Raw genomic sequence first — 21,467 nt, forward strand, 5'->3', positions numbered from 1 at the left:
TCTTGCCCGTTTATTGATATACAAGCAAGAAATAAATGAATTATTAAAACTACTTTTAGTTTCATATTACTGTTTTTCAATATTAATTAATGTTGATTTATCTGATACACTACACTTGTATGATTTAACCCAATCACCATTAAATTTAGTCTTATCTTCTGATAAAACAAGCTCATAAGTATTTCCAGAACAATAACGACCACAACCTGGCTTAGGAGTACCTGTATTTTCTGTTTTACCGATGGTTTTAATGATTAATTCATTTCCTTTAAGCTTCATATCTAGCTTAAAAACAGCAAAGTATTGCTGATCTGGAATTCCTGAAATTTTTAATGAACCTTCAATTAATTCGCTTACTAGTTCATGCTTTGTAATAGTTAAAGTATAGCGATACTTTGGCGAACAACAACCCGTACAGTCTATTGTACCATCCCAAACACCAACAAGATTTTGTTCAGGTTCTTCTTCGGGCTCTTCTTCAACAACCTGTTCAATAACCTCTTGTTCAATTTCCTGATCAACTATACTCATTGTTTGGTCATATACTATCTCTATTGATTTAGTACATGCCGCAAACAACAAGCATAAGATTATTATATATCCTATTTTTTTCATTTTATTTAAAAATTAATTAAAAGGTAAACGTGTTCTTTAAAGTAATCGAAGTTGCCTCTAATCCGGTAGATCTTTTAAAACGTGACAACCTAAATTCTAATGATTTAAACTGAAATTCTCTTTTTTTGTTGATTTTAAAACCTAACACACCATTTACTGGTGAAAACTTCATTCCTACCCCATATTTATTGGTTGTGAATTTGGCTAAATCATAATCAGAGGTGTAATATTCTGCATCTAAATTATGCGCACCATACGCTTCGAAATAGTCTGATTTTGTTTGGGTATGAAAACGATAAAAAGGATATAAAGTAAAACCATCGCCTAATTTTATTGGTGTTTCTATTTCAAAACTACTCGCTTTTATACCAAAATCATCGGTGTACCATCTGTAAAACAAACGGGTTACTAAAAAATTACTAACAAAATAATTTGCTCTAAAACCAAGGGCTTTTTTAACTCTTGACTTCGGTAATTTTTCACTTTTAACATGTTTAAATTGCTCTTGAGTAATTCCGTCATTAAAATAAACACGGTGAAAAGGCGTATTTAAAATCCCTTTCTGAATAATAACCTCAGCAGTTACAGAGGCATTTAATCGGCTGTTTATATTCCCACCATAGGTTGCACCTACATTATAGGTAAACCTAGTGTCTTTATCATAGCCTTTAAAAGCTGCTGCTTTTTGATTACCATAATAGTCGTCATCGTCGTCATCATCATCGTCATCTCTAGCACTATAATTTTTAGTAACTAAACGATCGTGGTGATCATGATCGTGATCGTGATCATCATCATCTTTATCATCGTCTTTATCATGATCTTTATCAGTATTAAAATAATCGTAATAATAATCATAATCATGGTCGTCATCATCATCATCATCATCATCATCATCGTGGTCGTCGTCATCGTGGTGATGCCCATTTTTACCGCCACCTGCGCCAGTATTTCTACCGTCTCTAATTTCACCAGGATAAATTAAAAGCCATTTATCTATAAAAACTCCCGCTGTAATGCTTAAAAATTTATTACCATCTTTCGAATCTTTCTGCCAAGTAATTTTACCATAATTTGAGGTAACATCAAACTCTTTTGAATAGCCATACAATACAGAAACTGCCGAATTATTATCGGGCATTAACCTGCTAAAATTTAATGACAAATACTTTCGAGTATCTTCACTCGCTAAATTGTTATCATTATTTTCAGGAGTTTCTGAACGAGTACTTGCCGATGTTACAGCACCGTATTTATCAATATTAGCCGTACTTGCCGACGTATAATGATCTAAGCCTAAAGTTGCCCCAAAAGTTGCCGTTTTATTTACCGGTATTGAAACCGATATTTGCGGCGCATTATTATCTAATTTTTCGGTACCTAAACCACCTGTTACTGCACCATTATTTCCGTCTTGTTCATAGTAGTTATATAAAATATCTACCTCAACTTTATCTAATTGTTTTATTTTTTTTTGTGAAAAAGCATTTACACCTGCTATAAAGCATAAAGCAATCATTAATCTAGTATTTAGTTGCATCCACATCCGCCGCCTGTTTTTCCTCCGTTAGCACCTGAAGCTCCTTCTCTATAGTTTTGAGAGCTTGTTTCGTATTGTTCAATTTTTCTTGATGATAAAGCCATATCTTCATCATTTAAATACATTTTTTGATAAGGTTTTACACTTACACAATTTGAAAAAGTGAGTGCTATCAATAAAAATGCCATTGTTTTTTTTATCATATTTCAAGTTTAGTTTTACGTTAATTTTTGTTTTTAGTTTAGTTTTAAATTCGTAGATGTTTTCATTTTATTATCAGCAGTAATTAGCAAACATTCAACACCTTTTAGCTGATTTATAAGCGTCAATCCTTTTTCTTTACCTAGTACATAAACAGCGGTTGCTAAGGCATCGGCTAATTCGGTATTTTGACAAAAAACACTAACACTTTTTAAACCCCTAACCGGCCAGCCTGTTTTAGGATGAATAATATGTGAATATTTAATGCCATTAAATTCAATATACTTTGCGTAATTCCCTGAGGTTACCACAGCATTATTGTGCAATTTAAAAGCACCAATACTTTTTAATATGTTATTAGGATCTGCGAGTTTTATCAGCCATTTTTTAGTAATCGGATGATTTCCCCAAGTGGTTAAATCGCCACTAGCATTTACCAAACCTGCGGTTACCCCTAATTTTTTTAATTTAGCTTTTACCTTTTCGGCGGCATAGCCTTTTCCGATAGATCCGAAACCAATACGCATGCCTTTTTTAGTTAAAAACACGGTGTTTTTTTGTGTATCAACAATAATATTTTTGTAATTGATGTTTTTTACAGAATTTAAAACCGCCAAGCTATCTGGTAATCTCTTCATTGGTTTATTAAAATACCAAAGCCTGTCTAACGAAGCAAAGCTGATATCAAAATTACCATTTGTTAAGGCTGAAATCCTGTTACTTCTAGCTATTAAACCGACTAACTCACTACTCACTTTTACAGGCTTTATCCCTGCGTTTCTAATAATTTCTGATGTTTGAGAAGTCGCTTTCCATGACGATATTAAATTTTCAATACGTAGGGTTTCTTCTATTGCTTCTTTAATAAAAAAAGCTGCTTTTTCTGGCGTTTTTGCAACCACTGTAAACTCAAAATCAACGCCCATTAAAAGTGTTTTTTTATTGTAGACTTCTTGTGATTTTACTGAAAAAGATAAAAGAAATACTATTGATGATACCAGTACTTTTAGCATTATTTCAAGTAATTATTAATATAATAACTTGCTGTTTCACTTTTATAACCATCAACCGATTTAACAACCTCACCTTTGTTATTTAAAACCGCTACAAAAGGAAAAGCACCCGAATTATTGTATTTTTCTGCTGCTTTTTCAATATAAGCGATATGCTCTTTGGTTAATTTTCTTCTACTGCGTAAAAAATCAAGATTTACTAAAACATAGTCTGAAAAAGCTTTCTTTTTAAACATTTCAGAGTCTAATACTTCCTCTTTCAATTCTTTACATGGAATACACCAATCAGAACCTGAAAAATAAATAAACACCTGCTTATTTTGTTCATTTGCTATTTTTTGTGCCTGCTCAACATTGGTAAGCCAAGTAAGTTTTTTATTATCAGACACTTGTGCATTTGTAGTAATAGCCACTACTAGGAATAATACTGTAAAAATTATTTTATTCATTTTTTTTTGAAATTTTACGCAAAACTAATACTTATTTAGAATTAATAAATATAAATTTGTCGAAAATTTAATACTATATCCTTAATTAATCTAAATTAATTCATTGCTCAATGAAACAAGTATTTTTATTGTTTATTATTTTTTCATATTCTATTCTCTTAACCGCTCAGCAAGTGACTGTTGGAGGAAAAACAGTAATGTGTGGTAGTTCTGAAACTACAGTCATTCCTGCTAAATATGATGATGGCTCTTGGACTAGTGAAAAAAGTAATAGTTGGTCTCTACTACTTTATAAAAAAAATGAATTGAATAAGATTAAAGGAAATTTAACCGAATTAGGGTTTTATGCTAATTGTAATCCTTACAGTCCGAAAACATATACCTTTTCTAAGCAACGCATTTATATTAAAGAAATAACTAAAGGTGCAATTACAAGTAGTAAAATCCCCGATTTAACAACATTTACCAAAGTTTACGATGGTGATATTACTTGGAAAAGAGGTGTCGATTTACCTAGTAGTCTAAATATAATAACACTTACAACGCCCTTTAAATATTCAGGAACTAAAAACCTGTTGGTTTATTTTGAAAATGAATCAGGAAAAGGTGCTGGAGGATGGAGTAGTATTCCTTTTTTATGGGATAATCATGGAAATAACAGGGTTGCTTACGAATCTTATAAATTAAGTGATAAAGGCAAGTATAATGGGCGTATCGGTAAAGAATTACCTGTTACCTATTTCAAATTTTCGCATGTAAGCACACCTCCAAAAATTACTATGGAAGCTGATAAAAGTATTTGTAGTAAAAGTCCTTTCAGCTTTACAGGTGTTAGTGTTACACCAGCTATGGTTACATTAAAATGGACAACATCAGGAACTGGAAGATTTAATAATAAATTCATCAAAAACCCAACATATACACCAAGCGCTACCGATTCAGGAAATATAATACTAACATTAACCGCTAAAAACACTGATGGCTCTATCAGTAAAAACTTTACACTTACTATTAACCCGTTACCAACGGCATCTATCAAGAAAATTTAAATAACACGTATAAATAATAATTATTATGAAAAAGAAATTACTATCAATTACCGTATTCTTATTTTGTTGTCTTTCAATGCTAGCAAACAATACACTATCTAATAAAACAACACCTCAACCTCAAAAAAATTTAATAAAATCGGTAAACCCTCCTACTACTTCTTTAGCGAATATTACACTATGTGAAGGTGAAGAGTTAAAATTAACAGCTGAAGATGCTGGTACAGGAGCAACTTATAAGTGGACTAAGGGAGCTAGCACAAAATCATCTGTGAAAGATTTAATTATAAACAATGTTTCTTTAGGTGATGCTGGAATTTATACCTTAACTGTAACAAAAAATGGTTGTACAAATGCTGTTGATATTGAAGTAAAAATTAATAAAAACCCTACTACACCTACTTTAGGTAATACAGTTGCTTCTTGTAGCAGTGCTAGTTCAACTAAAATTGATAATTATGATGCTACAGTTACCTATGTTTTCACTCCTACAGGTCCTACTGTAAAAGCATCTGGAGAAATTGAAAACATGGTAATCGGTACTTCATATACGGTAAAAGCTAAAAAAGGTACTTGTGAGTCTGGAGATTCTGCTTCATTTAAAAATGACGCTATGTTGCCTACTCCTACACTACCTAGTTTAAAAAATACAGTTGCTTCTTGTAGCAGTGCTAGTTCAACTAAAATTGATAATTATGATGCTAACGTTACCTATATTTTCACTCCTACAGGTCCTACTGTAAAAGTATCTGGAGAAATTGAAAACATGGTAATTGGTACTTCATATACGGTAAAAGCTAAAAAAGGTACTTGTGAGTCTGGAGATTCTGCTTCATTTAAAAATGACGCTATGTTACCTACGCCAAAAGCAATTATTAAACTAAAATAAATTAAACCCTTTTAAAATCTTTAAATCTACGAGGTAAATAGCCTCGTAGGTTTTTATTAAAATTTATCCGAATGTTAAAAAAAGTATTCTTTATTATTTTGGTAATAGTGCATTTTAGTACAATATCGGCTGAAAATAAAATTTATGCGATAAATAACACTTCTTTACATACAGATAAGCATCAAAATTCTTTAACAGAAATCACCCTTTGTGAAGGAGAGGATTTATCGCTTACAGCAGAATTTTTTGTGGGCGCAACTTATAAATGGTTTACCTCAGATAACAAAACAATTAATAGCATTGATTTAGTCCGTTCAAATATTTCTGTAAATATGGCGGGGATTTACCTGTTAACCATCTCTAATAATGGCTGTAATGATACTGCTGAAATAAATATTATCGTTATTCCTAAACCAAATGCGGGAACAAACGGTTCTTTAAATATTTTAAAAGGTATTAGCCCTAGCGAGCAAGAATTATTTAACGCTTTAGGAGGAAATCCTGAGCAAAATGGTGTTTGGACAACCAATAACAACGCATATACCTATACCGTAAATTCAAATACTTGTAAAAGCACTGCCAAAGCTACAGTAAATATTATTGAAGATGTTAAAATAACAAACGCTTTTACCCCTAATAAAGATGGTATTAACGATACTTGGGTTATCCTTTCAGATTTATCAAAAATATATCCGAAGAACAAATTATTCATCTTTAACAGGCATGGAAATAAGGTGTATCAGGCTGCTCCTTACAAAAATAATTGGGACGGAATTGCCAATTCAAACCTAATTATTAACAGCCATAGTAAACTTCCTGTAGGTGCTTATTATTACGTTTTAGAATTAAATGACATCAATAATACCGCTTTTAAAGGTTGGGTATATATTAATTATTAAACATGAAAACAACAACTATTATTTACGTTTTTTTACTACTAATACTAGCTAGTATTCATAATTTAAGCGGTCAAAATACAGCTGATTTTTCGGTTTTTAATCATAGTTTAAATATTATAAATCCTGCTTTTACAGGTAAAAATAATAAAACGCAAATAGCAACTAATTACAAAAAAGTATGGGCAGGTATTGAAAACTCCATACATTCTAATATTGTTTGCTTTAGTATGCCTACCCAAAAAGGTATTGGTCTTGGTGTTTCTATAATAAATGATCGTTTTTATTTATATAATCAAACAAATATAGCTGCCGATATTTCATCTAAAGTAAAATTAGATGCAAATCACGAACTATTATTTGGTTTAAAAGCATCGGTAAATTTCTTTGGAATTAATTTAAAAAACCTGAATACTTTTCAAAGCAACGATCCATTATTTATGCAAAATGAGCAGCTAATTTCACCGAATTTTTCCGTTGGTTTTGCCCTAAGAAATGAACGTTATTTTGTACATGCTGCCTTATTAGATGTTTTAAAAGAACGTAAAAACACCACATCTGCAAATACTTTAAATGCAATGCGCGTAAATTTTGGTGCAGGAATTTATCATCAACTTAACCCTGTTTTAGGCTTAACTAACACCGCTTTATTTAGAGCTACAAAAGGAGCGCCACTTTCTATTGATATTACTTCAATGTTTTCTGTAAACAATAAATATGATATTGGGCTTACCTACCGATATAACGCTGCTTTAATGACTAATTTCCTTATAAAAACCACCGATTGGCTACAACTAGGCTATAGTTATGGTATTCCTACCAATGAAATTGCAAAGTACAACAATGGAACCCACGAATTTTTTATCCGAATATATTTTAATACCAAAATAAATAACCGTTTTAAATGGAGATTAGGCTGTTTTTAACACATAAATACTTATAATGAAAAAAATAATTTTACTCGTTTTATCTTTCTTAGCAACCACAATTTACGCACAAGGCAACCAAGTTACTGTTGGTACTCCAGAGTGTGGAAGTTCTATTTCTAAAGCTGCCCCTGCCCGTTACGATTACGTACTTGAAAAAGAAAATAGCTGGGCTAGCATGTTATATAACGCATCTCAAATAAGTGCTTCTGGTGCTATAAAAGGACTTGCTTTTTATGCCGATTGCATTACCTATAATGAATGCACTTTTGATACAGCAAAAAATCAAAAAATATATTTAAAAGAAGTTGATTTCAATCAATTTAACAGCACTTCAGAACCTGATTTATCGACGTTTACCAAAGTATATGATGGTGATATTACCTGGAAAAGAGGGCTTACTATTGAAAATTCTAAAACACAAATTGCTTTTGATACCGAATTTAAATATTCTGGTAAAAAAAGCTTAGTCGTTTATTTTAGTAATGAAAACAATAAGCCTTTAGGAGGTTATACAGGCTGTGGAACTTCACCTTCTTTTTTATGGAATGATGCAGGAGAGAATACTGTTATTTATGAAAACTTCAAAAAAGGTGAGAAAAAAGGCGAGGGAAATTATGCCAAAGAACTTCCTGTTACTCGTTTTTATTTTGATGAAATGAATACCGAAGATTTTACACCTTCTGAACAAAAAGCAACAATTACTGCCGATACTAAAACAATAAGAGCAAACGGTGTTTCATCGAGTCTTATTACAGTTCAATTATATAATAAAGATGGAAGCATTTTAAAATACGCAAATCAAAGGGTTACTTTAAGTACTACCGCAGGGGTTTTAGGATCTGTTATGGATAAAAAAGATGGTACTTACACCGCTTATTTAACCAGTAGCACCGAAGAAGAAACAGCCGTTATTTCAGGAATGTTAAATGGCGTTATGATTAGAGATACTGAAGAAGTAAAATTCACCAAAAATAAAAATACAGGCGCAGAAGAAGCGGAAGAAGAAAACGAAACTCCGAGTACAGATAACGGTACAAAATCGAACAATTTAGTACAAGGGTTTTCACCAAATAACGATGGTACAAACGATACTTGGCAAATTTTTAGTAATACCGATATCGCTACAAAATACCCTAACAATAGCTTATTTATTTTTAATCGATTAGGTTACCAAGTATATGATGCAGCGCCTTATAAAGATGATTGGAATGGCGAATCTAACGGAAAAATAACGGTTTCTAAGGATGCTAAACTTCCTGTAGGTTCTTATTATTTTATCTTTAATACAGGTCAAGACAAAGAAATTATTAAAGGTTGGGTACAAATAAATTATTAAAAAAAATAACATGTTATTAAAAAAGACACTCTTAATAAGCGCATTCATATTCAGTTTTTGTGCCGTTTCTCAAAATAAAGTAAATTACGGTTTATATAACAATAACCTAAACCTAATTAATCCTGCTTTTGCTGGTCAAGCTGATAATACATCAATACTTATAAACTCTAAAACACAATGGGTTGGCGTAGCAGACGCGCCTAAAACAAGTACAGTTTCGTTAAATATCCCTTTAAAAGAAAACATCGGGATTGGTTTAAATATTATTAATGATAAGATATTTGTTTTTAACCAAACGCAAATTTCCTTAGATGCCTCTTACAAACTTAAAGTAAGTAGAGATCATGATATATCATTTGGTATTAAAGCCCAAGCAAATTTATACAGCGGTGAATTTAACACGATTAAAACAGCGGCAGAAAATGATGCTTTCTTTGCAGAATCTGTTCATAATTTTAGTCCTAATTTTTCTATGGGAGCAGCCTTAATTCACGACGATTATTACCTGCACGCAACACTAAACACCTTATTAATCGACCAGCGATATAAAGACCTTAACAGCAGTAAAAACAAAAGTAAGTTACACATGAATATTGGTGGTGGTTACACCATAAAACTGAACAATTACTTAAACTTAACACCTTCTACATTGCTAACCGTTATAGAAGGAGCGCCATTAAGTATTGATGCAAACACCACCTTAGAAATTAACGAAAAATACGATGTTGGGCTGTCGTATTCTTTTAATAATTCGATGCAAATAAACACCAAAATAACCGCTACAAATTGGCTTGATATTGGCTATGGCTATAGTATTTACACCAATAAAATAAGCCCTTATCAAAATGGAACTCACGAATTTTTTGCTTTATTTAATTTAGATGATATTTTTTAATTAAATATTTAAAAAACAACTCTATTACAAACATATAAAACCTAAATACTTAGGTTTTATATGTTTTCAAATAATAATTTTACGTAGCTATCTTCGGGGTTTTCAAATACCTGTTTTGTAATTCCTTGCTGTAAGATAACGCCATTTTTTAACACGATTATTTCATCAGAAATAGCCATAGCATCTTTAATATCGTGAGTTACAAAAATAGCCGTTGTGTTGGTTTGTTTTAAAATAGCTAAAATATCTTTACGCAACTGACTTCTTAAAATAACATCTAAATTACTAAAAGGTTCATCTAAAATTAACAATTCGGGCTTTGGCGCCAAGGCTCTTGCCAACGCAACACGCTGTTGTTGTCCTCCTGAAAGCTCGTGTGGATAACAATTTTCTTTATCTGATAAACCTACCAAACGCAATACTTCTTTAATTCTTTCTTTTTTATCCGTAGCCGATATATCACTAATTCCGTAGCCAATATTATCAGCCACCGAAAAATGAGGAAACAAGGCATAATCTTGAAATACCATTCCTACATTTCGAAGCTGTGGAGCTACAAATACTTCATTAGATGAAACCACCTTTTCTTTTAATAAAATAGTACCAACATCAAGTACTTCTAAGCCCGTTATTAAACGAATTAAGGTTGTTTTACCACTTCCACTTTCGCCTACTATGGCGATTATTTTTCCTTTGGATAAAGAAAATGACACGTCTTTTAATGCAACTACTTTTCCTTTATTAAATGTTTTTTCAACATTTTTAACTTCTAATATCGTACTCATTAATTTTTTATTTAACTTTCTGTTTGATTCTTTTCTAGCGCTATTTTTAACACTTTTTTTGACTTTTATTTAACGCTCTTTAACTGTCTTTGCTTAACTATCTTTAGCTATTAATCGATTTAAAAATAAGATCGGTAGTATTCCTGTTAAAATAATACATATAGCAGGCAATGCAGCTTCGGCAATTAGCTCGTCACTGGCATATTCATAGGCTTTAACCGCCAAGGTATTTATATGATATGGCTTTAAAATTAAGGTTAATGGCAATTCTTTCATTACATCGACAAAAACTAAAATAAAAGCACTTAAAATAGCAGGTTTTAGCAAGGGAAATTCAATTTTGATAAAAGTTTTAAGCGTTCCACTTCCTAATAATTTAGAAGCTTCGGATAATGATTTTCCAAATTTTAAACTGTTCGATTCAATAGGGTTGTAAGCAACGGCTAAAAATCGAACAAGGTAGGCATAGACCAAAACCATAATGGTTCCGTTAATGATAAATCCTATTTTTATATCGAAGTTGGTTTTCATAAAAGTAACCAGCCATTTATCTAACGATAAAGTTGGTATTAAAACACCCACCGCAATTACAGCGCCTGGAATTGCATAACCTAAAACCCCTATTTTTGCAATCGATTTTAGTATTGATAATCGATTCCATTTTGATAAAAATATCAAAAGCAAGGCAAAAACAACCGTGGTAAATGCCGATATTGTAGCAATACCAAAACTTTGAAAAGCAATCGTTATAAATTCGGATGTAAAAACCTCTTTATAGGTTAAAAATGCCCAATATAATAACTGCATAAAAGGCAGTAAAAACCCAAATAAAACAGGTGTAAATGCGATCATAAAAAACGTTATTCTTAAGCGTTTTGAAACCGATTCTCTAGTTACTTTCTGATGATTTTTAGTGGCATTAAAATAGCCTATTTTTCGGCGTTGCCATTTTTCGGCTGTAATTAATAAAAAGATAATAATCACTAAAATTGCCGATAAATAAATAGCCGTTTCTGGTTCTTCTAATGAAAACCAAGCCCTAAAAATACCCGTTGTAAAAGTGCTTATCCCGTAATATTTAGCAGCACCATAATCGTTTAAAACCTCCATTAAAACCAACACCAAACCACCTGCAAATGCAGGGCGTGCTAAGGGTAAAATCAACTTAAAAAAGGTTTTTCGTTCACTTGCGCCTAATAATTTTGAAGCCTCAATAATATTATTCGATTGATTTAAAAAGAAAGCTCTCGAGGCTACATATATATACGGATATAACGAAATACTGAGTACAAAAATTAACCCTGCATGATTCATTACATCAATTTTTAAGCTAAACACTTTTGCTACAATACCGCCATAATCAAAAATACCAGCATAGGCATAGGCTGTAATATAAGACGGAATTGCCAACGGAATAATTAACAACCACTCTAATTGTTTTCTAAACGGAACATGATATCGTGAAACAACCCAAGCAGATGAAATACCAAAAAATAAGGTTAAAATACTCGTCCCGATAATTAATATCAGTGAATTTTTAAGATAATTTGGCAGTAAATGTTCTAAAAAATGACCCCAGGTTTCGCCAGGTCCATAAAATAAATTGATAAAAACCGTTAGTATTGGTATGGCAACAAACAAAACAATGATCAATAAAAATATTGACCACTTGCTTGCATCTCTTCGAATGTTTTGAAACTTATTTTTCACAAAAATTAATTTAACGTTTGGTTAGTTTTTATACAGAATGCTGTAACGTATTTTTTTTAATTAGGTATTTATTGATCATCATTTCAGTACTCTTAAAACCAATAATAATCCCTAAATATCCGAGTAATTCTATTCCTGTCATATTCTCTAAAATATCCCCTAAACAAAGTCCTGTAAAAATCCCTAAAATTAACAATGCTATATATTTTAACATTTTTATCTTTCCTAACTTTATTAACTCGATATTCTTGCTTTTATAACATTCGTTATTGTTTATATAGCTTTCTAAATGATACAAATATTTTTCAAATAACCTGGAAAATGCTACAGGTGTAATAAACCCAAAACCTTTGGTTTTAACATTATGATGAATTACTACGTTGTCCTTTTGTTTTACTTCAATATTAATTTTTGCCTCCCAATTTAAAATATTTAGTTTCCAACCGTCTAATAAAGTGCTTTTTTTAATAAAAAGCAGTTGATCTTTTTCATTTTCAACCGCTATAAAACCATCACTTTCAAAGTAATTTTTCAAGTTACTTTTAAGCTTTAAATTGTCTTTTACCTTAAATTCAATATCATTAAAATATTCTTTCATAGTTCATTTTTTTAACGCTATAATTCTATAAAAAATTATTTTTTATCAATTTGTGTTTTATCTAAAGATTCGTTGATTTTTTCATAGTCTCCTGCTAAACTTCCTCCTCCAGAACAGTAGAAATTTAAAATTAGCCTGTTTTCAAATTTTTCCGTTGATATTGAAATCTTATTATCTTTAAAGGAGAATAAAATTATTTTTCCATTTGTCAACGTTTTGAAAGTATTATTACCCGCCTTTTTTGCTACAGTGTCAAAAGTACAGGTTGGTTTTTTACCATCAGCACGAGACCGAACAGAAATATAAATTTCTTCTGCTGAATTTTGCGCTACTGAAACGGCAATCCAATCGTAACCTTCACTACGTTTTTTATAAGAGGCAGTTACATAATTTCCTGAAAAATCAGTTGTTGCAACAACGCCCTTTTCTTGTCTTTCTTGTTCTTTTGAATTGTGTTTGCATCCGATAACTATCAAGCCAATAACAGTCAACAATATGATTACTTTAATTGATTTCATCTTTTATTTAAATTTGCTATAATTTAGATACTCTGGAATTTTTAAATTTTTTTCACAAAAGTAACTTTTTGTTTTGAAAACTAATCGATTTCTGACCTGGGGAATTACCGCCAATGTGTCCTGTATGTTTAGTTGCATGGTTAAGTTACTAATTTAGTAAACAAATAAAAACCTGAGAAAATTCCGAAGAAATTTTCCAAATAAGCAACGACCAAAGCAATTATACACCCTGTTGAACCATATTTTTACTTTTCCGCTTGTATTCAGTCATTAGTTCTATCAGTTTATCAGTAGAAATATTATAAGAGGATTGAATAGCCCCCTCCTTTCCAGACAAAAACTTAGCTACTTTTTTTCCATTATTCCACTTTTTATGATTGTCAGTATAATCAAAAAAAATCATTTTATTACCTTTGATTTTCCCTTGTCTGAAGCCTTTTATATCAGTCCATTTTGTAAAATTAGAACGAAACAAAACTTTAACTTCAAATCCGCCATCAGTCAATTTTAAATATGTAGAATTGGGGTAAAATTGAATTAATGAAACAATCACTCCAAGCCCGAAAAAAATAATATTACCCCAGCCAATTTTAGGGTCTGAATCTAGGATAAAAACTCCAATTACAACAAAAGCAGAGCTAGCTAAAAATAAAATCAAGGTTTTTAATTGGTTAGGTCTAAATATATGAGATTCGTTTTTCATAACGTGGTACAACGTTTTATATGGTTTGTTGCAGTTTTGAAGCACTAGATTTTGTTACTCACAGTTTTTTCACAGTTTTTTTTGCATTAATGATAGTCAAAAAATATTTTTATAGAAAATCTTTTGACTATCATTATTTATTGCTATAGTTTATAATATTCACCATTTACAAATTTAAAATATGGATATTCTTTTCCATTTTTCTTTTTTTCAGATAAACAAATAAGAGGGAGTATTCCATCTGATGGGAAAGATTTATTCGGTAATGAATCTTTTTCTGTCTGAATTTTATAGCTTGTAGCTACAATAATATCGCTTGATATGACTCTGTTTCCCTCAAAATCAAACTGATAAAAATCTAATAAGCTCTGATCAATGTGTACGTGAAACTCTGATTTCGGAGAATTTAAATCATTGTATAATTTTTTCATTTCTCTAGATATAGCTTCTGGGCAGTTATCTTCATCTCTAAAATCATTTAGCATACTGCATATTTTTTTCAAAAATTTAGTATTATTACTAAAATTTCCTTTTTCTATATAAGTAAAAACAAAAGCAGCATATTGTATTTCACCTTCTTTTTCCCAAAATTCAGGAGCAGCTTGCACTACAGAAGTAAGTGCTAATTGACCACCTATAAAAGATTTTTCGTTGTTAGCATCACCATTTAAACTCTTTTTTATAATTTCCATATTTTGATTGATAGGAATAGTTAAAAAAGGTTTTAATTTACTTAAATCAGTAGGGTTAGGGATTTCTTCTAATAATAAATCTGTTTCTGATAACTCTTCAAAACGTAATCTTTTTGATTGATTTTTTATTCTGTTCTTTTCAATTCGTATAGCCCCTTTTATTTGTTTTGGGTGTTCTCCTTTTTCATATAAATCTAAGTACTTTTGTACTTCCTCTACTTTATATCCTTGTTTTTTCATACCTGTTAACTCTTTCTGAGTGTATCTCTCAAGACTAAGATCAACAGGTGAAAACTTTTGCATTATATTCATTAAAAAATCTGTAAAGCCCATTTTATTTGTTTTTATTATTAATTATGTTTAAAATTTATTTAGAAAGTAAAAAACCGCCCAATGCTCCTAGGCTACCTATTAAAAAACCACACCCCATTATAATACTAAACCATTTTTCTCCCATTGTACTATATAAAAAACGTTGGTAACTACTTCCAGGTGAAATAGCCCAATTATATTTTTTAAAACTACCCAATGAAAAAATTAGGAGAACTACTGCCACCAACAAATAACCATATTCAGGATTAGTTATCATAAAGTCATTTGCTTGTTGAATTAAATCATTCATTGTTTTTTTTATTTAATTTTTTTTGAATTATTACTAACGTCAGTCTGTATAAAAACCGATTAATTTTTTATTATTAAATAGAAACCACCTGTTTTTTATGTAAAATTGTCAATTATTTTAATTTATAGCATATTTCAATTAGGAAAAGCTTAAATAAATCATTTATATTCTATTTTACCATGTATAAAAAATTGAATAAATAGTTTTTAGACAGTCTGACGTCTCGGCTATGGTTATTAAAAAACTGAATTTTCGATTAAGCACTAAACCTCGTATTAATTATAGCTTTTGTTGTGTGCAGTTGTTTTAACATCCAGGGCAACTAATAGTTGGGTCAATTATTTCTATCGGTGGTGCTGGGTACTCTATTTTTTCGAGTAATTTCGATGACGATTTAATTATCTCAGTCAATTCTAGTTTCTTAGGTTTTTCTGGTAACTTCCATCCATTTTTTTTAGACCAATATTTTTTTCGCCTTTTAATATTTTCAATTCTATTTTTTGCTTCGTGTTTCCAAAATGAATTAGGATAATTTTTTATTAAAAAGTCATAATCTGATATTATTTGATTAGGAGGATTTTCCAATTCAGTTAAAACTATTTCTTCATAAATCTTAAAAGGTTTTATAAATTCAGTATTAATATAATTCAGTCTGTCAACTAATATTTTATTCTGATTTTCAAGATTAGAAATTCGTTTTTCAAAACCTTTTAATTTGTCAGTTTTATTACAAGATGTAAGAATTGTAAAAACTAGAATAATTCTAAAAAAGTATTTCATTTGTCTATTTTTTTTAATTGAACACAACGCATAAATAAATATATTTATTTCCACTGTGCTTTATCAAAAATTAAAACTGCTTTTTTATTGTTTTCACCTAATTTTGTTAACGATAACTTATCTTCTTTAAAAGTTCCCCACGATTTTAATAAATCAGAAGGAACAACTTCTTTATTTACTGGATATTCATAATTAGCCTTTGCAAATACTTCTTGCGATTCTTTACTTACCAAAAATTCAATAAATTTAATCGCATTTGTTTTGTTTGGCGCATATTTAGCAACCCCTGCTCCACTTACGTTTATATGTGTTCCGCTACCATTTTGGTTAGGAAAAAACAATTTAATTCCTTTTGCTGCATTTACCTCGTCAGGGTTTTTTGAGTTTAATAATTTACCAATATAATAGGTATTTACAATGGCTACATCTCCTTCGCCAGCAACGACTGCCTTTACTTGATCACGGTCGTTTCCTTTTGGTGAACGTGCCATATTTGCTACGATTCCTTTAGCCCATTCTCCGGCTTTTTCTTCGCCATTATTAGCAATAATAGAAGCTAATAATGATTGATTATAGATATTCCCTGATGAACGAATTAATACTTTATTTTTCCATTTATCATCGGTTAAAGCTTGGTAAGTTGATAAATCTTCAGGGCTTACTTTTTCAGGATTATACACCATTATACGGGCTCTTTTTGTTAACGAAAACCAGTTATTATCGGCATCTTTTAAATGCGTAGGAATTATTTTTTCTAAAATTGATGAGCTTGCCGACTGCAATAATCCTTTCTTTTTTGCTCTTACCAAACGCCCTGCATCAACAGTTATTAATACATCTGCTGGCGATTGCGCTCCTTCGATGGTCATTTTTTGCATTAGCTCATCGGCTTTTGCATTGGTTACATTTACTTTGATGCCTGTTTGTTTTTCAAATTTGGCAAACAATTCCTGATCTGCTTTATAATGACGGTGTGTATAAACGTTTACTTCTTGTTGTTTTGCTGCGGCTTTTTTCTGATCATTTTTACATGAACTAAAAAGTGCTGTAATCATTAAAATTGCTACTATATTTTTCATATTTATTTTTATTTTGATACTATTTTTATTAGTTACTTTAACGCCCAATTTATATTTTTAGCCGTTAATCATTACCCTGTTATTATACATTAATTAAACGTAAACAAATGTAATTATTTAGATTGATTCTATAATAAGTATTTTAAATTTTATACTTTTTTTTATTTTAAATGATGTTATATTTTTTTTCAGATGAATTTAAAAAGTACTTAAAGCCCATTAATTTTGATATCGCTGGTAAATGGTAGAATCCATTTTTTATGTTTAAAACTTTCTTTTTCTTGGTATAAATTTACTTTCGAGTTTATATAAGGAGCACTTAAACGACCATTAAGCGTTACATAACTCTCCACATATACAGCTATATTTTCATGCCCTTTATCCTTGAAATGATTGCCTAAGTAATGAGCGTATTCTAGTATAAAATCGGGTTGAAAACTCATTTGTTTTTCTTGAAATGAAGTTAAAAACATGCGATTATCTACATAAAAAAATGCTCCTGTTTTACGATCTACAATTTTAAAATTAGCATAACCTACTTTTTCCATTAGCATTACTCGCCATGAAAAACGAAAACCTTCTTCTGTCCAAAATAATTCACCAGGATAAGCTAAATATCGCCATGGAAACAATACTTGAAACACTAAAAGAACAGCAACAATCCCTGTAATAACCTGCTTTTTTAAATGGCTTGTATATTGATAATTTTCAATATGTTTTATTCTTATTTTATCCAAAGGATTTTTTATTTTTCTTCGGATAAAACCAATTATTTTCTCATGAAATGTAGCGTCAAAAAAGATTAATGTTGCTATAATCATAATAAAAGGAAACATCCCGATAGGAAATAAAATACGGGTAAAAACATGAAAAAACACAACTACTGTAAACGCCAATAAACGTGTTTTTTTCCAAAGTAATAAAAAAGGAATAGTTAAATCATAGGCAGCACCACTCCAACTCATTGCATAACAAAACCATTCTTGTTGCATTAAATTACCGCCAATTAACGGGAAATTAAATTTTGATGGCAGCCAAATTTTTAAAGGCTGTGCTCTTAGCAACCAATCGGAATTTAGTTTTGCCAATCCTGCATAAAAATAAACAATCCCTAATAACAATTTTATACTATCAATGGTCCATTTAGGTACGTTTTTATAGGATTTTTTAGCAATAAAACTATCTAGTGAAAAACGGGCATTTGCGGGTAAAAAAACCAACAAAAAACTAAGTACACTTATAAAATAATAATGGTTTAAATAGGTGGTTTTATCAATCAATTCAATATAAGTGAAACTTAAAAAAAACGTAATTATTGCCAAGCGATATTTATATCCAAAGGCTATAAAAATGGCTGATAATCCGCAGATAAAAAACAGTAAATAGGTGTATTGACCTAAGGGTTTTATCCATTGAAAACCATCGTATGAAAAATGAAATTCAGGGTCAATATATAATGTTTCTATCCATCCGTTATACCAAAATCGTACAATACTGGCAAGCATCATAATACCGAATAACAGTCTAAAAACCGCTAAAGGAGCCGCATTTGTTTGTATGTCTAAATATGTTTTTTTTTGCATTTTTTATTGAAAAAAGGCCGCTAATTTTAAAAAAAGCGTTTCTATTTTATAAAAAACAGAAACGCTTTACTTTAATCTTAAATTGATTTGAATTTATAATTTAAATTCAATAGTTCCGTAAAAAGATCTTGGGTCAGAAGGTATAATTCCTGGTCCTGGATATCCTGTTGCTCTACGGGTAAAGTAAGAATTGTTTAGCATATTATTTACCCCTGCTTCAAAACTCCATCTTTTTGAATAATCATAGCTAAACGATAGGTCCATAATTTGAAAAGAAGGAATTTCACCAACCGTTCCATTACCTCCTTGCGCTAAAGCATTTGACGCATCGGTAAATTGTTTTGATAAATAACTGTATTGTAACGAAGTTCCAAGTTTTTTATAACGGTATTGCAATCCTGTTTTTAAGTTTACCGCAGGCACAAATTCTACTTGATTCCCTTCAATACTTTTAACTGATGTTGGGTAATATTGTTTGGTATATTTCGATTTTATTACCGCTAAATTTACAAAAGCACTCAAATCATGGTCGTTTGACTCTACATTAAAAGTAGGCAATACTTTCCATTGCACTAACGATTCAACGCCTAAAATATCGGCACTACCAACATTGGTTCTAATACGTTTTAAAATTCCACTATTTGGATCTGCTCCTAAAATATCACCAAGACGATTGTCGTAATTTAAGTAAAAACCTGTTACATCAAATTTAAGCACATTCACCAATTTACCTCTTAAACCTAGATCGACAGAGAATCCTTTTTCATCCTCTATATTAGGGTCCACCAACGAATTTGGGCTTACTACACGAATATCACTAAAAGTAATTGATCTATAATTTTGAGAGAAATTTGCGTATAATTCTAATTTATCTGTAGGCTTATAACTGGTTCCTAATCCTAATAAAAAGAAGTTACGTGACAAACTTCTATGCTCTTCTTTGGTTACATCAGAACGGATATCACCAGCAATATTCGATTTTATATTTCTATAACTTCCAATTGCTTTTGTATTGATATTTTCAAAACGAACACCTGGTGTAAATGATAATTCATCACTTACCTTTATTATATTTTCGATAAAAACAGCCGCGTTTTTATTCGGGTATTTATACGATGAACTATTAATTGTTATTTCATCATAAAAACTTTTTTTTATATAATTATCTAAAGAAATAAATTTAAAATCAGCATCGGTTTTATCGGTTCCTAAACCTTGTTTTCCTGTATTATTACCTTGATAATAACGAGCACCCGCTAAAAAGGTGGCTTCACTGTTAAATAAATCATAATGATGTAATAAACGAGCTTCCGCCCCAAAGGTTTTAAAATTACCTACAATCAATTCACGTTCGGCAGGAGCATCTGATAAAACAGGATCTGCTGCTTCAGGTTCATAATGACGAAAACCAACGGCTTTTCGGCTTGCATTTAAAGTAAAAGCTCTAAGGTTAAGCTTGGTTTGGTTTGAAAACTTGTGGTCAAAATGTAGTGCTGATAACAACCATCTTACTTCAAACCAGTTTCTAGCTCTGTTAGATTGTTTTGGGTTTTTATCGAACATAGTCTCTGATAATCCTCCAGATTGATGCGCCAAATATTCCATATAGGTAAGCTCTACGCCTAGTTTCGATTTTTTATTTAATTGCGAATAAACACCTGCAAAGGCATTGTATTGATTAAAATCAGAATTTGGTCTGTAGCCATCGCCACGTTTGTAGTTTAAATACCCAATATACCCCACTTTACCAACCGTTCCACTAATAGTATTGAACGAATTAAACAAGCCAAATGAAGCAAGTGTTTGCCTTGACGACAAGCTAAATTCTTTATTTTTATTAGGTTTTTTAAGTTTGAAATTTAGCAATCCTCCAAACTGTGTACCGTATTGTAATGATGCTGCACCACGAACAATTTCAATTTTTTCTAAGGCTTCTGTTGGCGGTGTGTAATAATTTTCAGGATATCCTAAAGCATCGGCACTAATATCATATCCGTTTTGACGCACGTTAAAATTAGAGGTTCTGTTTGGGTCTAAACCTCTACCACCAATTCCTAGTTGAAGTCCGCCACCATCGCTTTCCCAGATATTTAAACCTGCAACTTTTGAATATATTTGACGGGCATTATTGGTCGCTAAATTGGCGATGGTATTTCCTAGTAAAACAACCTCACTTTTTTTACCTGCATAAATAGCAACCTCTTGTACATCTTGCAGTTTTTGTAAGCTAAAAACCTTTTTTTTATGGGCTGTTATTACTACTTCGGATAAATATTCTTCTAATTTTTTTAAAGAAGCATTTAAAACGATATTTTCATTTTCAATAGTTACTTTTTTATTTAAAATATGATAATCTTCCGAATAAAAAGCCAGTTCATAATCTCCTGGTTTTAGATCTGATATTACATAATTTCCTTTTGAATTTTGCCATAAATCACCTGCTTTATTAATATAAACAGTTACATTTTTTATGGCAGAATTTGATTTTTGATTGGTAATCTTCCCTGATATTTTAAATTGTGAATATAAGCAAGTACTTAATAAACAACTTAGTGTTACAGCAATTTTTCTAGTAATTTTCATAA

At 30.8% G+C, this 21,467-nt stretch carries 22 protein-coding genes; 6 read left to right on the forward strand and 16 right to left on the reverse strand.

Translation table 11 applies throughout. The features are described 5' to 3' along the window. Window positions 1-66: 66 nt before the first annotated feature. From DPIF8902391_RS10525 to DPIF8902391_RS10545, 5 genes are read right to left on the reverse strand one after another with little or no spacing between them, the layout of a single operon-like run. The gene (locus tag DPIF8902391_RS10525) at window positions 67-615 is read right to left on the reverse strand and encodes a hypothetical protein (RefSeq protein WP_172505798.1); all 549 of its coding nucleotides are present in this window, start codon (window positions 613-615) and stop codon (window positions 67-69) included. 16 nt (window positions 616-631) lie between these two features. Continuing rightward, window positions 632-2,161, reverse strand: coding sequence for a DUF3570 domain-containing protein (locus DPIF8902391_RS10530; RefSeq protein ID WP_172505799.1), 1,530 nt, complete (start codon window positions 2,159-2,161; stop codon window positions 632-634). Then, on the reverse strand, window positions 2,146-2,358 hold the full coding sequence (locus DPIF8902391_RS10535) for a DUF4266 domain-containing protein (RefSeq protein WP_058885104.1): 213 nt from the start codon (window positions 2,356-2,358) through the stop codon (window positions 2,146-2,148). Before DPIF8902391_RS10535 ends, DPIF8902391_RS10530 begins: the two co-directional genes overlap by 16 nt. 33 nt (window positions 2,359-2,391) lie before the next feature. Next, entirely contained in the window at window positions 2,392-3,369 is a 978-nt protein-coding gene (locus tag DPIF8902391_RS10540; protein WP_172505800.1) for an FAD:protein FMN transferase, read from the reverse strand. Beyond that, window positions 3,369-3,818 carry a thioredoxin family protein gene (locus DPIF8902391_RS10545; protein WP_058885106.1) on the reverse strand — a complete coding sequence of 150 codons (450 nt, stop codon included), beginning with the start codon at window positions 3,816-3,818 and terminating at the stop codon, window positions 3,369-3,371. Before DPIF8902391_RS10545 ends, DPIF8902391_RS10540 begins: the two co-directional genes overlap by 1 nt. A gap of 110 nt (window positions 3,819-3,928) precedes the next feature. On the opposite strand from DPIF8902391_RS10545, the gene DPIF8902391_RS10550 reads away from it, so the two are divergent. The 6 genes from DPIF8902391_RS10550 to DPIF8902391_RS10575 all read left to right on the forward strand — a co-directional run bounded on the left by DPIF8902391_RS10550 (window position 3,929) and on the right by DPIF8902391_RS10575 (window position 9,812). After that, the gene (locus DPIF8902391_RS10550; protein ID WP_172505801.1) at window positions 3,929-4,867 is read left to right on the forward strand and encodes a hypothetical protein; all 939 of its coding nucleotides are present in this window, start codon (window positions 3,929-3,931) and stop codon (window positions 4,865-4,867) included. A gap of 25 nt (window positions 4,868-4,892) precedes the next feature. After that, complete coding sequence (locus DPIF8902391_RS10555) at window positions 4,893-5,756, forward strand: immunoglobulin domain-containing protein (RefSeq protein WP_172505802.1); 864 nt, start codon at window positions 4,893-4,895, stop codon at window positions 5,754-5,756. A 71-nt stretch (window positions 5,757-5,827) separates the two neighbouring features. Beyond that, complete coding sequence (locus DPIF8902391_RS10560) at window positions 5,828-6,655, forward strand: gliding motility-associated C-terminal domain-containing protein (RefSeq protein WP_172505803.1); 828 nt, start codon at window positions 5,828-5,830, stop codon at window positions 6,653-6,655. A 2-nt stretch (window positions 6,656-6,657) separates the two neighbouring features. After that, a complete protein-coding gene (locus DPIF8902391_RS10565; RefSeq protein WP_058885110.1) occupies window positions 6,658-7,578 on the forward strand; it encodes a PorP/SprF family type IX secretion system membrane protein in 921 nt (306 codons plus the stop codon). A gap of 16 nt (window positions 7,579-7,594) precedes the next feature. Then, window positions 7,595-8,917 (forward strand): T9SS type B sorting domain-containing protein, encoded by a 1,323-nt coding sequence (locus DPIF8902391_RS10570; protein ID WP_058885111.1) that lies wholly within the window; start codon window positions 7,595-7,597, stop codon window positions 8,915-8,917. A 10-nt stretch (window positions 8,918-8,927) separates the two neighbouring features. After that, window positions 8,928-9,812 (forward strand): PorP/SprF family type IX secretion system membrane protein, encoded by an 885-nt coding sequence (locus tag DPIF8902391_RS10575; RefSeq protein ID WP_058885112.1) that lies wholly within the window; start codon window positions 8,928-8,930, stop codon window positions 9,810-9,812. Window positions 9,813-9,868: 56 nt separating this feature from the next. On the opposite strand, the gene DPIF8902391_RS10580 is transcribed toward DPIF8902391_RS10575, so the two are convergent. The 11 genes from DPIF8902391_RS10580 to DPIF8902391_RS10630 form a co-directional block, all read right to left on the reverse strand. Then, entirely contained in the window at window positions 9,869-10,597 is a 729-nt protein-coding gene (locus tag DPIF8902391_RS10580) for an ABC transporter ATP-binding protein (protein WP_172505804.1), read from the reverse strand. 93 nt (window positions 10,598-10,690) lie between these two features. Next, the gene (locus DPIF8902391_RS10585; RefSeq protein ID WP_235586510.1) at window positions 10,691-12,307 is read right to left on the reverse strand and encodes an ABC transporter permease; all 1,617 of its coding nucleotides are present in this window, start codon (window positions 12,305-12,307) and stop codon (window positions 10,691-10,693) included. Window positions 12,308-12,335: 28 nt separating this feature from the next. After that, window positions 12,336-12,905 carry a hypothetical protein gene (locus DPIF8902391_RS10590; RefSeq protein WP_172505805.1) on the reverse strand — a complete coding sequence of 190 codons (570 nt, stop codon included), beginning with the start codon at window positions 12,903-12,905 and terminating at the stop codon, window positions 12,336-12,338. Window positions 12,906-12,940: 35 nt separating this feature from the next. Next, window positions 12,941-13,423, reverse strand: coding sequence for a hypothetical protein (locus DPIF8902391_RS10595; protein ID WP_144430043.1), 483 nt, complete (start codon window positions 13,421-13,423; stop codon window positions 12,941-12,943). Between the two features lie 220 nt (window positions 13,424-13,643). Next, on the reverse strand, window positions 13,644-14,126 hold the full coding sequence (locus DPIF8902391_RS10600; RefSeq protein ID WP_058885117.1) for an STM3941 family protein: 483 nt from the start codon (window positions 14,124-14,126) through the stop codon (window positions 13,644-13,646). Window positions 14,127-14,269: 143 nt separating this feature from the next. Then, window positions 14,270-15,130, reverse strand: coding sequence for a hypothetical protein (locus DPIF8902391_RS10605; RefSeq protein ID WP_172505806.1), 861 nt, complete (start codon window positions 15,128-15,130; stop codon window positions 14,270-14,272). A 55-nt stretch (window positions 15,131-15,185) separates the two neighbouring features. Continuing rightward, window positions 15,186-15,440 (reverse strand): hypothetical protein, encoded by a 255-nt coding sequence (locus tag DPIF8902391_RS10610; RefSeq protein ID WP_172505807.1) that lies wholly within the window; start codon window positions 15,438-15,440, stop codon window positions 15,186-15,188. A 306-nt stretch (window positions 15,441-15,746) separates the two neighbouring features. Continuing rightward, on the reverse strand, window positions 15,747-16,220 hold the full coding sequence (locus tag DPIF8902391_RS10615) for a hypothetical protein (RefSeq protein WP_172505808.1): 474 nt from the start codon (window positions 16,218-16,220) through the stop codon (window positions 15,747-15,749). A gap of 44 nt (window positions 16,221-16,264) precedes the next feature. Continuing rightward, on the reverse strand, window positions 16,265-17,299 hold the full coding sequence (locus DPIF8902391_RS10620; RefSeq protein WP_172505809.1) for a Fe(3+) ABC transporter substrate-binding protein: 1,035 nt from the start codon (window positions 17,297-17,299) through the stop codon (window positions 16,265-16,267). A gap of 209 nt (window positions 17,300-17,508) precedes the next feature. Then, window positions 17,509-18,882 carry an HTTM domain-containing protein gene (locus DPIF8902391_RS10625; protein ID WP_172505810.1) on the reverse strand — a complete coding sequence of 458 codons (1,374 nt, stop codon included), beginning with the start codon at window positions 18,880-18,882 and terminating at the stop codon, window positions 17,509-17,511. 93 nt (window positions 18,883-18,975) lie between these two features. Further along, the gene (locus tag DPIF8902391_RS10630) at window positions 18,976-21,465 is read right to left on the reverse strand and encodes a TonB-dependent receptor domain-containing protein (RefSeq protein ID WP_172505811.1); all 2,490 of its coding nucleotides are present in this window, start codon (window positions 21,463-21,465) and stop codon (window positions 18,976-18,978) included. Window positions 21,466-21,467: the final 2 nt, after the last annotated feature.

Source organism: Tenacibaculum finnmarkense genomovar ulcerans (assembly GCF_900239495.1).
GTDB classification, from domain to species: Bacteria; Bacteroidota; Bacteroidia; order Flavobacteriales; family Flavobacteriaceae; genus Polaribacter; species Polaribacter ulcerans.

Bases quoted from the DNA above. Each gene is read 5' to 3' on its own strand.
- DPIF8902391_RS10525 (WP_172505798.1), bottom strand. From the start codon at position 615: ATGAAAAAAATAGGATATATAATAATCTTATGCTTGTTGTTTGCGGCA.
- DPIF8902391_RS10625 (WP_172505810.1), bottom strand. From the start codon at position 18,882: ATGCAAAAAAAAACATATTTAGACATACAAACAAATGCGGCTCCTTTA.
- DPIF8902391_RS10530 (WP_172505799.1), bottom strand. From the start codon at position 2,161: ATGTGGATGCAACTAAATACTAGATTAATGATTGCTTTATGCTTTATA.
- DPIF8902391_RS10620 (WP_172505809.1), bottom strand. From the start codon at position 17,299: ATGAAAAATATAGTAGCAATTTTAATGATTACAGCACTTTTTAGTTCA.
- DPIF8902391_RS10550 (WP_172505801.1), top strand. From the start codon at position 3,929: ATGAAACAAGTATTTTTATTGTTTATTATTTTTTCATATTCTATTCTC.
- DPIF8902391_RS10605 (WP_172505806.1), bottom strand. From the start codon at position 15,130: ATGAATATAATGCAAAAGTTTTCACCTGTTGATCTTAGTCTTGAGAGA.
- DPIF8902391_RS10555 (WP_172505802.1), top strand. From the start codon at position 4,893: ATGAAAAAGAAATTACTATCAATTACCGTATTCTTATTTTGTTGTCTT.
- DPIF8902391_RS10595 (WP_144430043.1), bottom strand. From the start codon at position 13,423: ATGAAATCAATTAAAGTAATCATATTGTTGACTGTTATTGGCTTGATA.
- DPIF8902391_RS10610 (WP_172505807.1), bottom strand. From the start codon at position 15,440: ATGAATGATTTAATTCAACAAGCAAATGACTTTATGATAACTAATCCT.
- DPIF8902391_RS10630 (WP_172505811.1), bottom strand. From the start codon at position 21,465: ATGAAAATTACTAGAAAAATTGCTGTAACACTAAGTTGTTTATTAAGT.
- DPIF8902391_RS10570 (WP_058885111.1), top strand. From the start codon at position 7,595: ATGAAAAAAATAATTTTACTCGTTTTATCTTTCTTAGCAACCACAATT.
- DPIF8902391_RS10600 (WP_058885117.1), bottom strand. From the start codon at position 14,126: ATGAAAAACGAATCTCATATATTTAGACCTAACCAATTAAAAACCTTG.
- DPIF8902391_RS10540 (WP_172505800.1), bottom strand. From the start codon at position 3,369: ATGCTAAAAGTACTGGTATCATCAATAGTATTTCTTTTATCTTTTTCA.
- DPIF8902391_RS10580 (WP_172505804.1), bottom strand. From the start codon at position 10,597: ATGAGTACGATATTAGAAGTTAAAAATGTTGAAAAAACATTTAATAAA.
- DPIF8902391_RS10560 (WP_172505803.1), top strand. From the start codon at position 5,828: ATGTTAAAAAAAGTATTCTTTATTATTTTGGTAATAGTGCATTTTAGT.
- DPIF8902391_RS10545 (WP_058885106.1), bottom strand. From the start codon at position 3,818: ATGAATAAAATAATTTTTACAGTATTATTCCTAGTAGTGGCTATTACT.
- DPIF8902391_RS10590 (WP_172505805.1), bottom strand. From the start codon at position 12,905: ATGAAAGAATATTTTAATGATATTGAATTTAAGGTAAAAGACAATTTA.
- DPIF8902391_RS10535 (WP_058885104.1), bottom strand. From the start codon at position 2,358: ATGATAAAAAAAACAATGGCATTTTTATTGATAGCACTCACTTTTTCA.
- DPIF8902391_RS10575 (WP_058885112.1), top strand. From the start codon at position 8,928: ATGTTATTAAAAAAGACACTCTTAATAAGCGCATTCATATTCAGTTTT.
- DPIF8902391_RS10565 (WP_058885110.1), top strand. From the start codon at position 6,658: ATGAAAACAACAACTATTATTTACGTTTTTTTACTACTAATACTAGCT.
- DPIF8902391_RS10615 (WP_172505808.1), bottom strand. From the start codon at position 16,220: ATGAAATACTTTTTTAGAATTATTCTAGTTTTTACAATTCTTACATCT.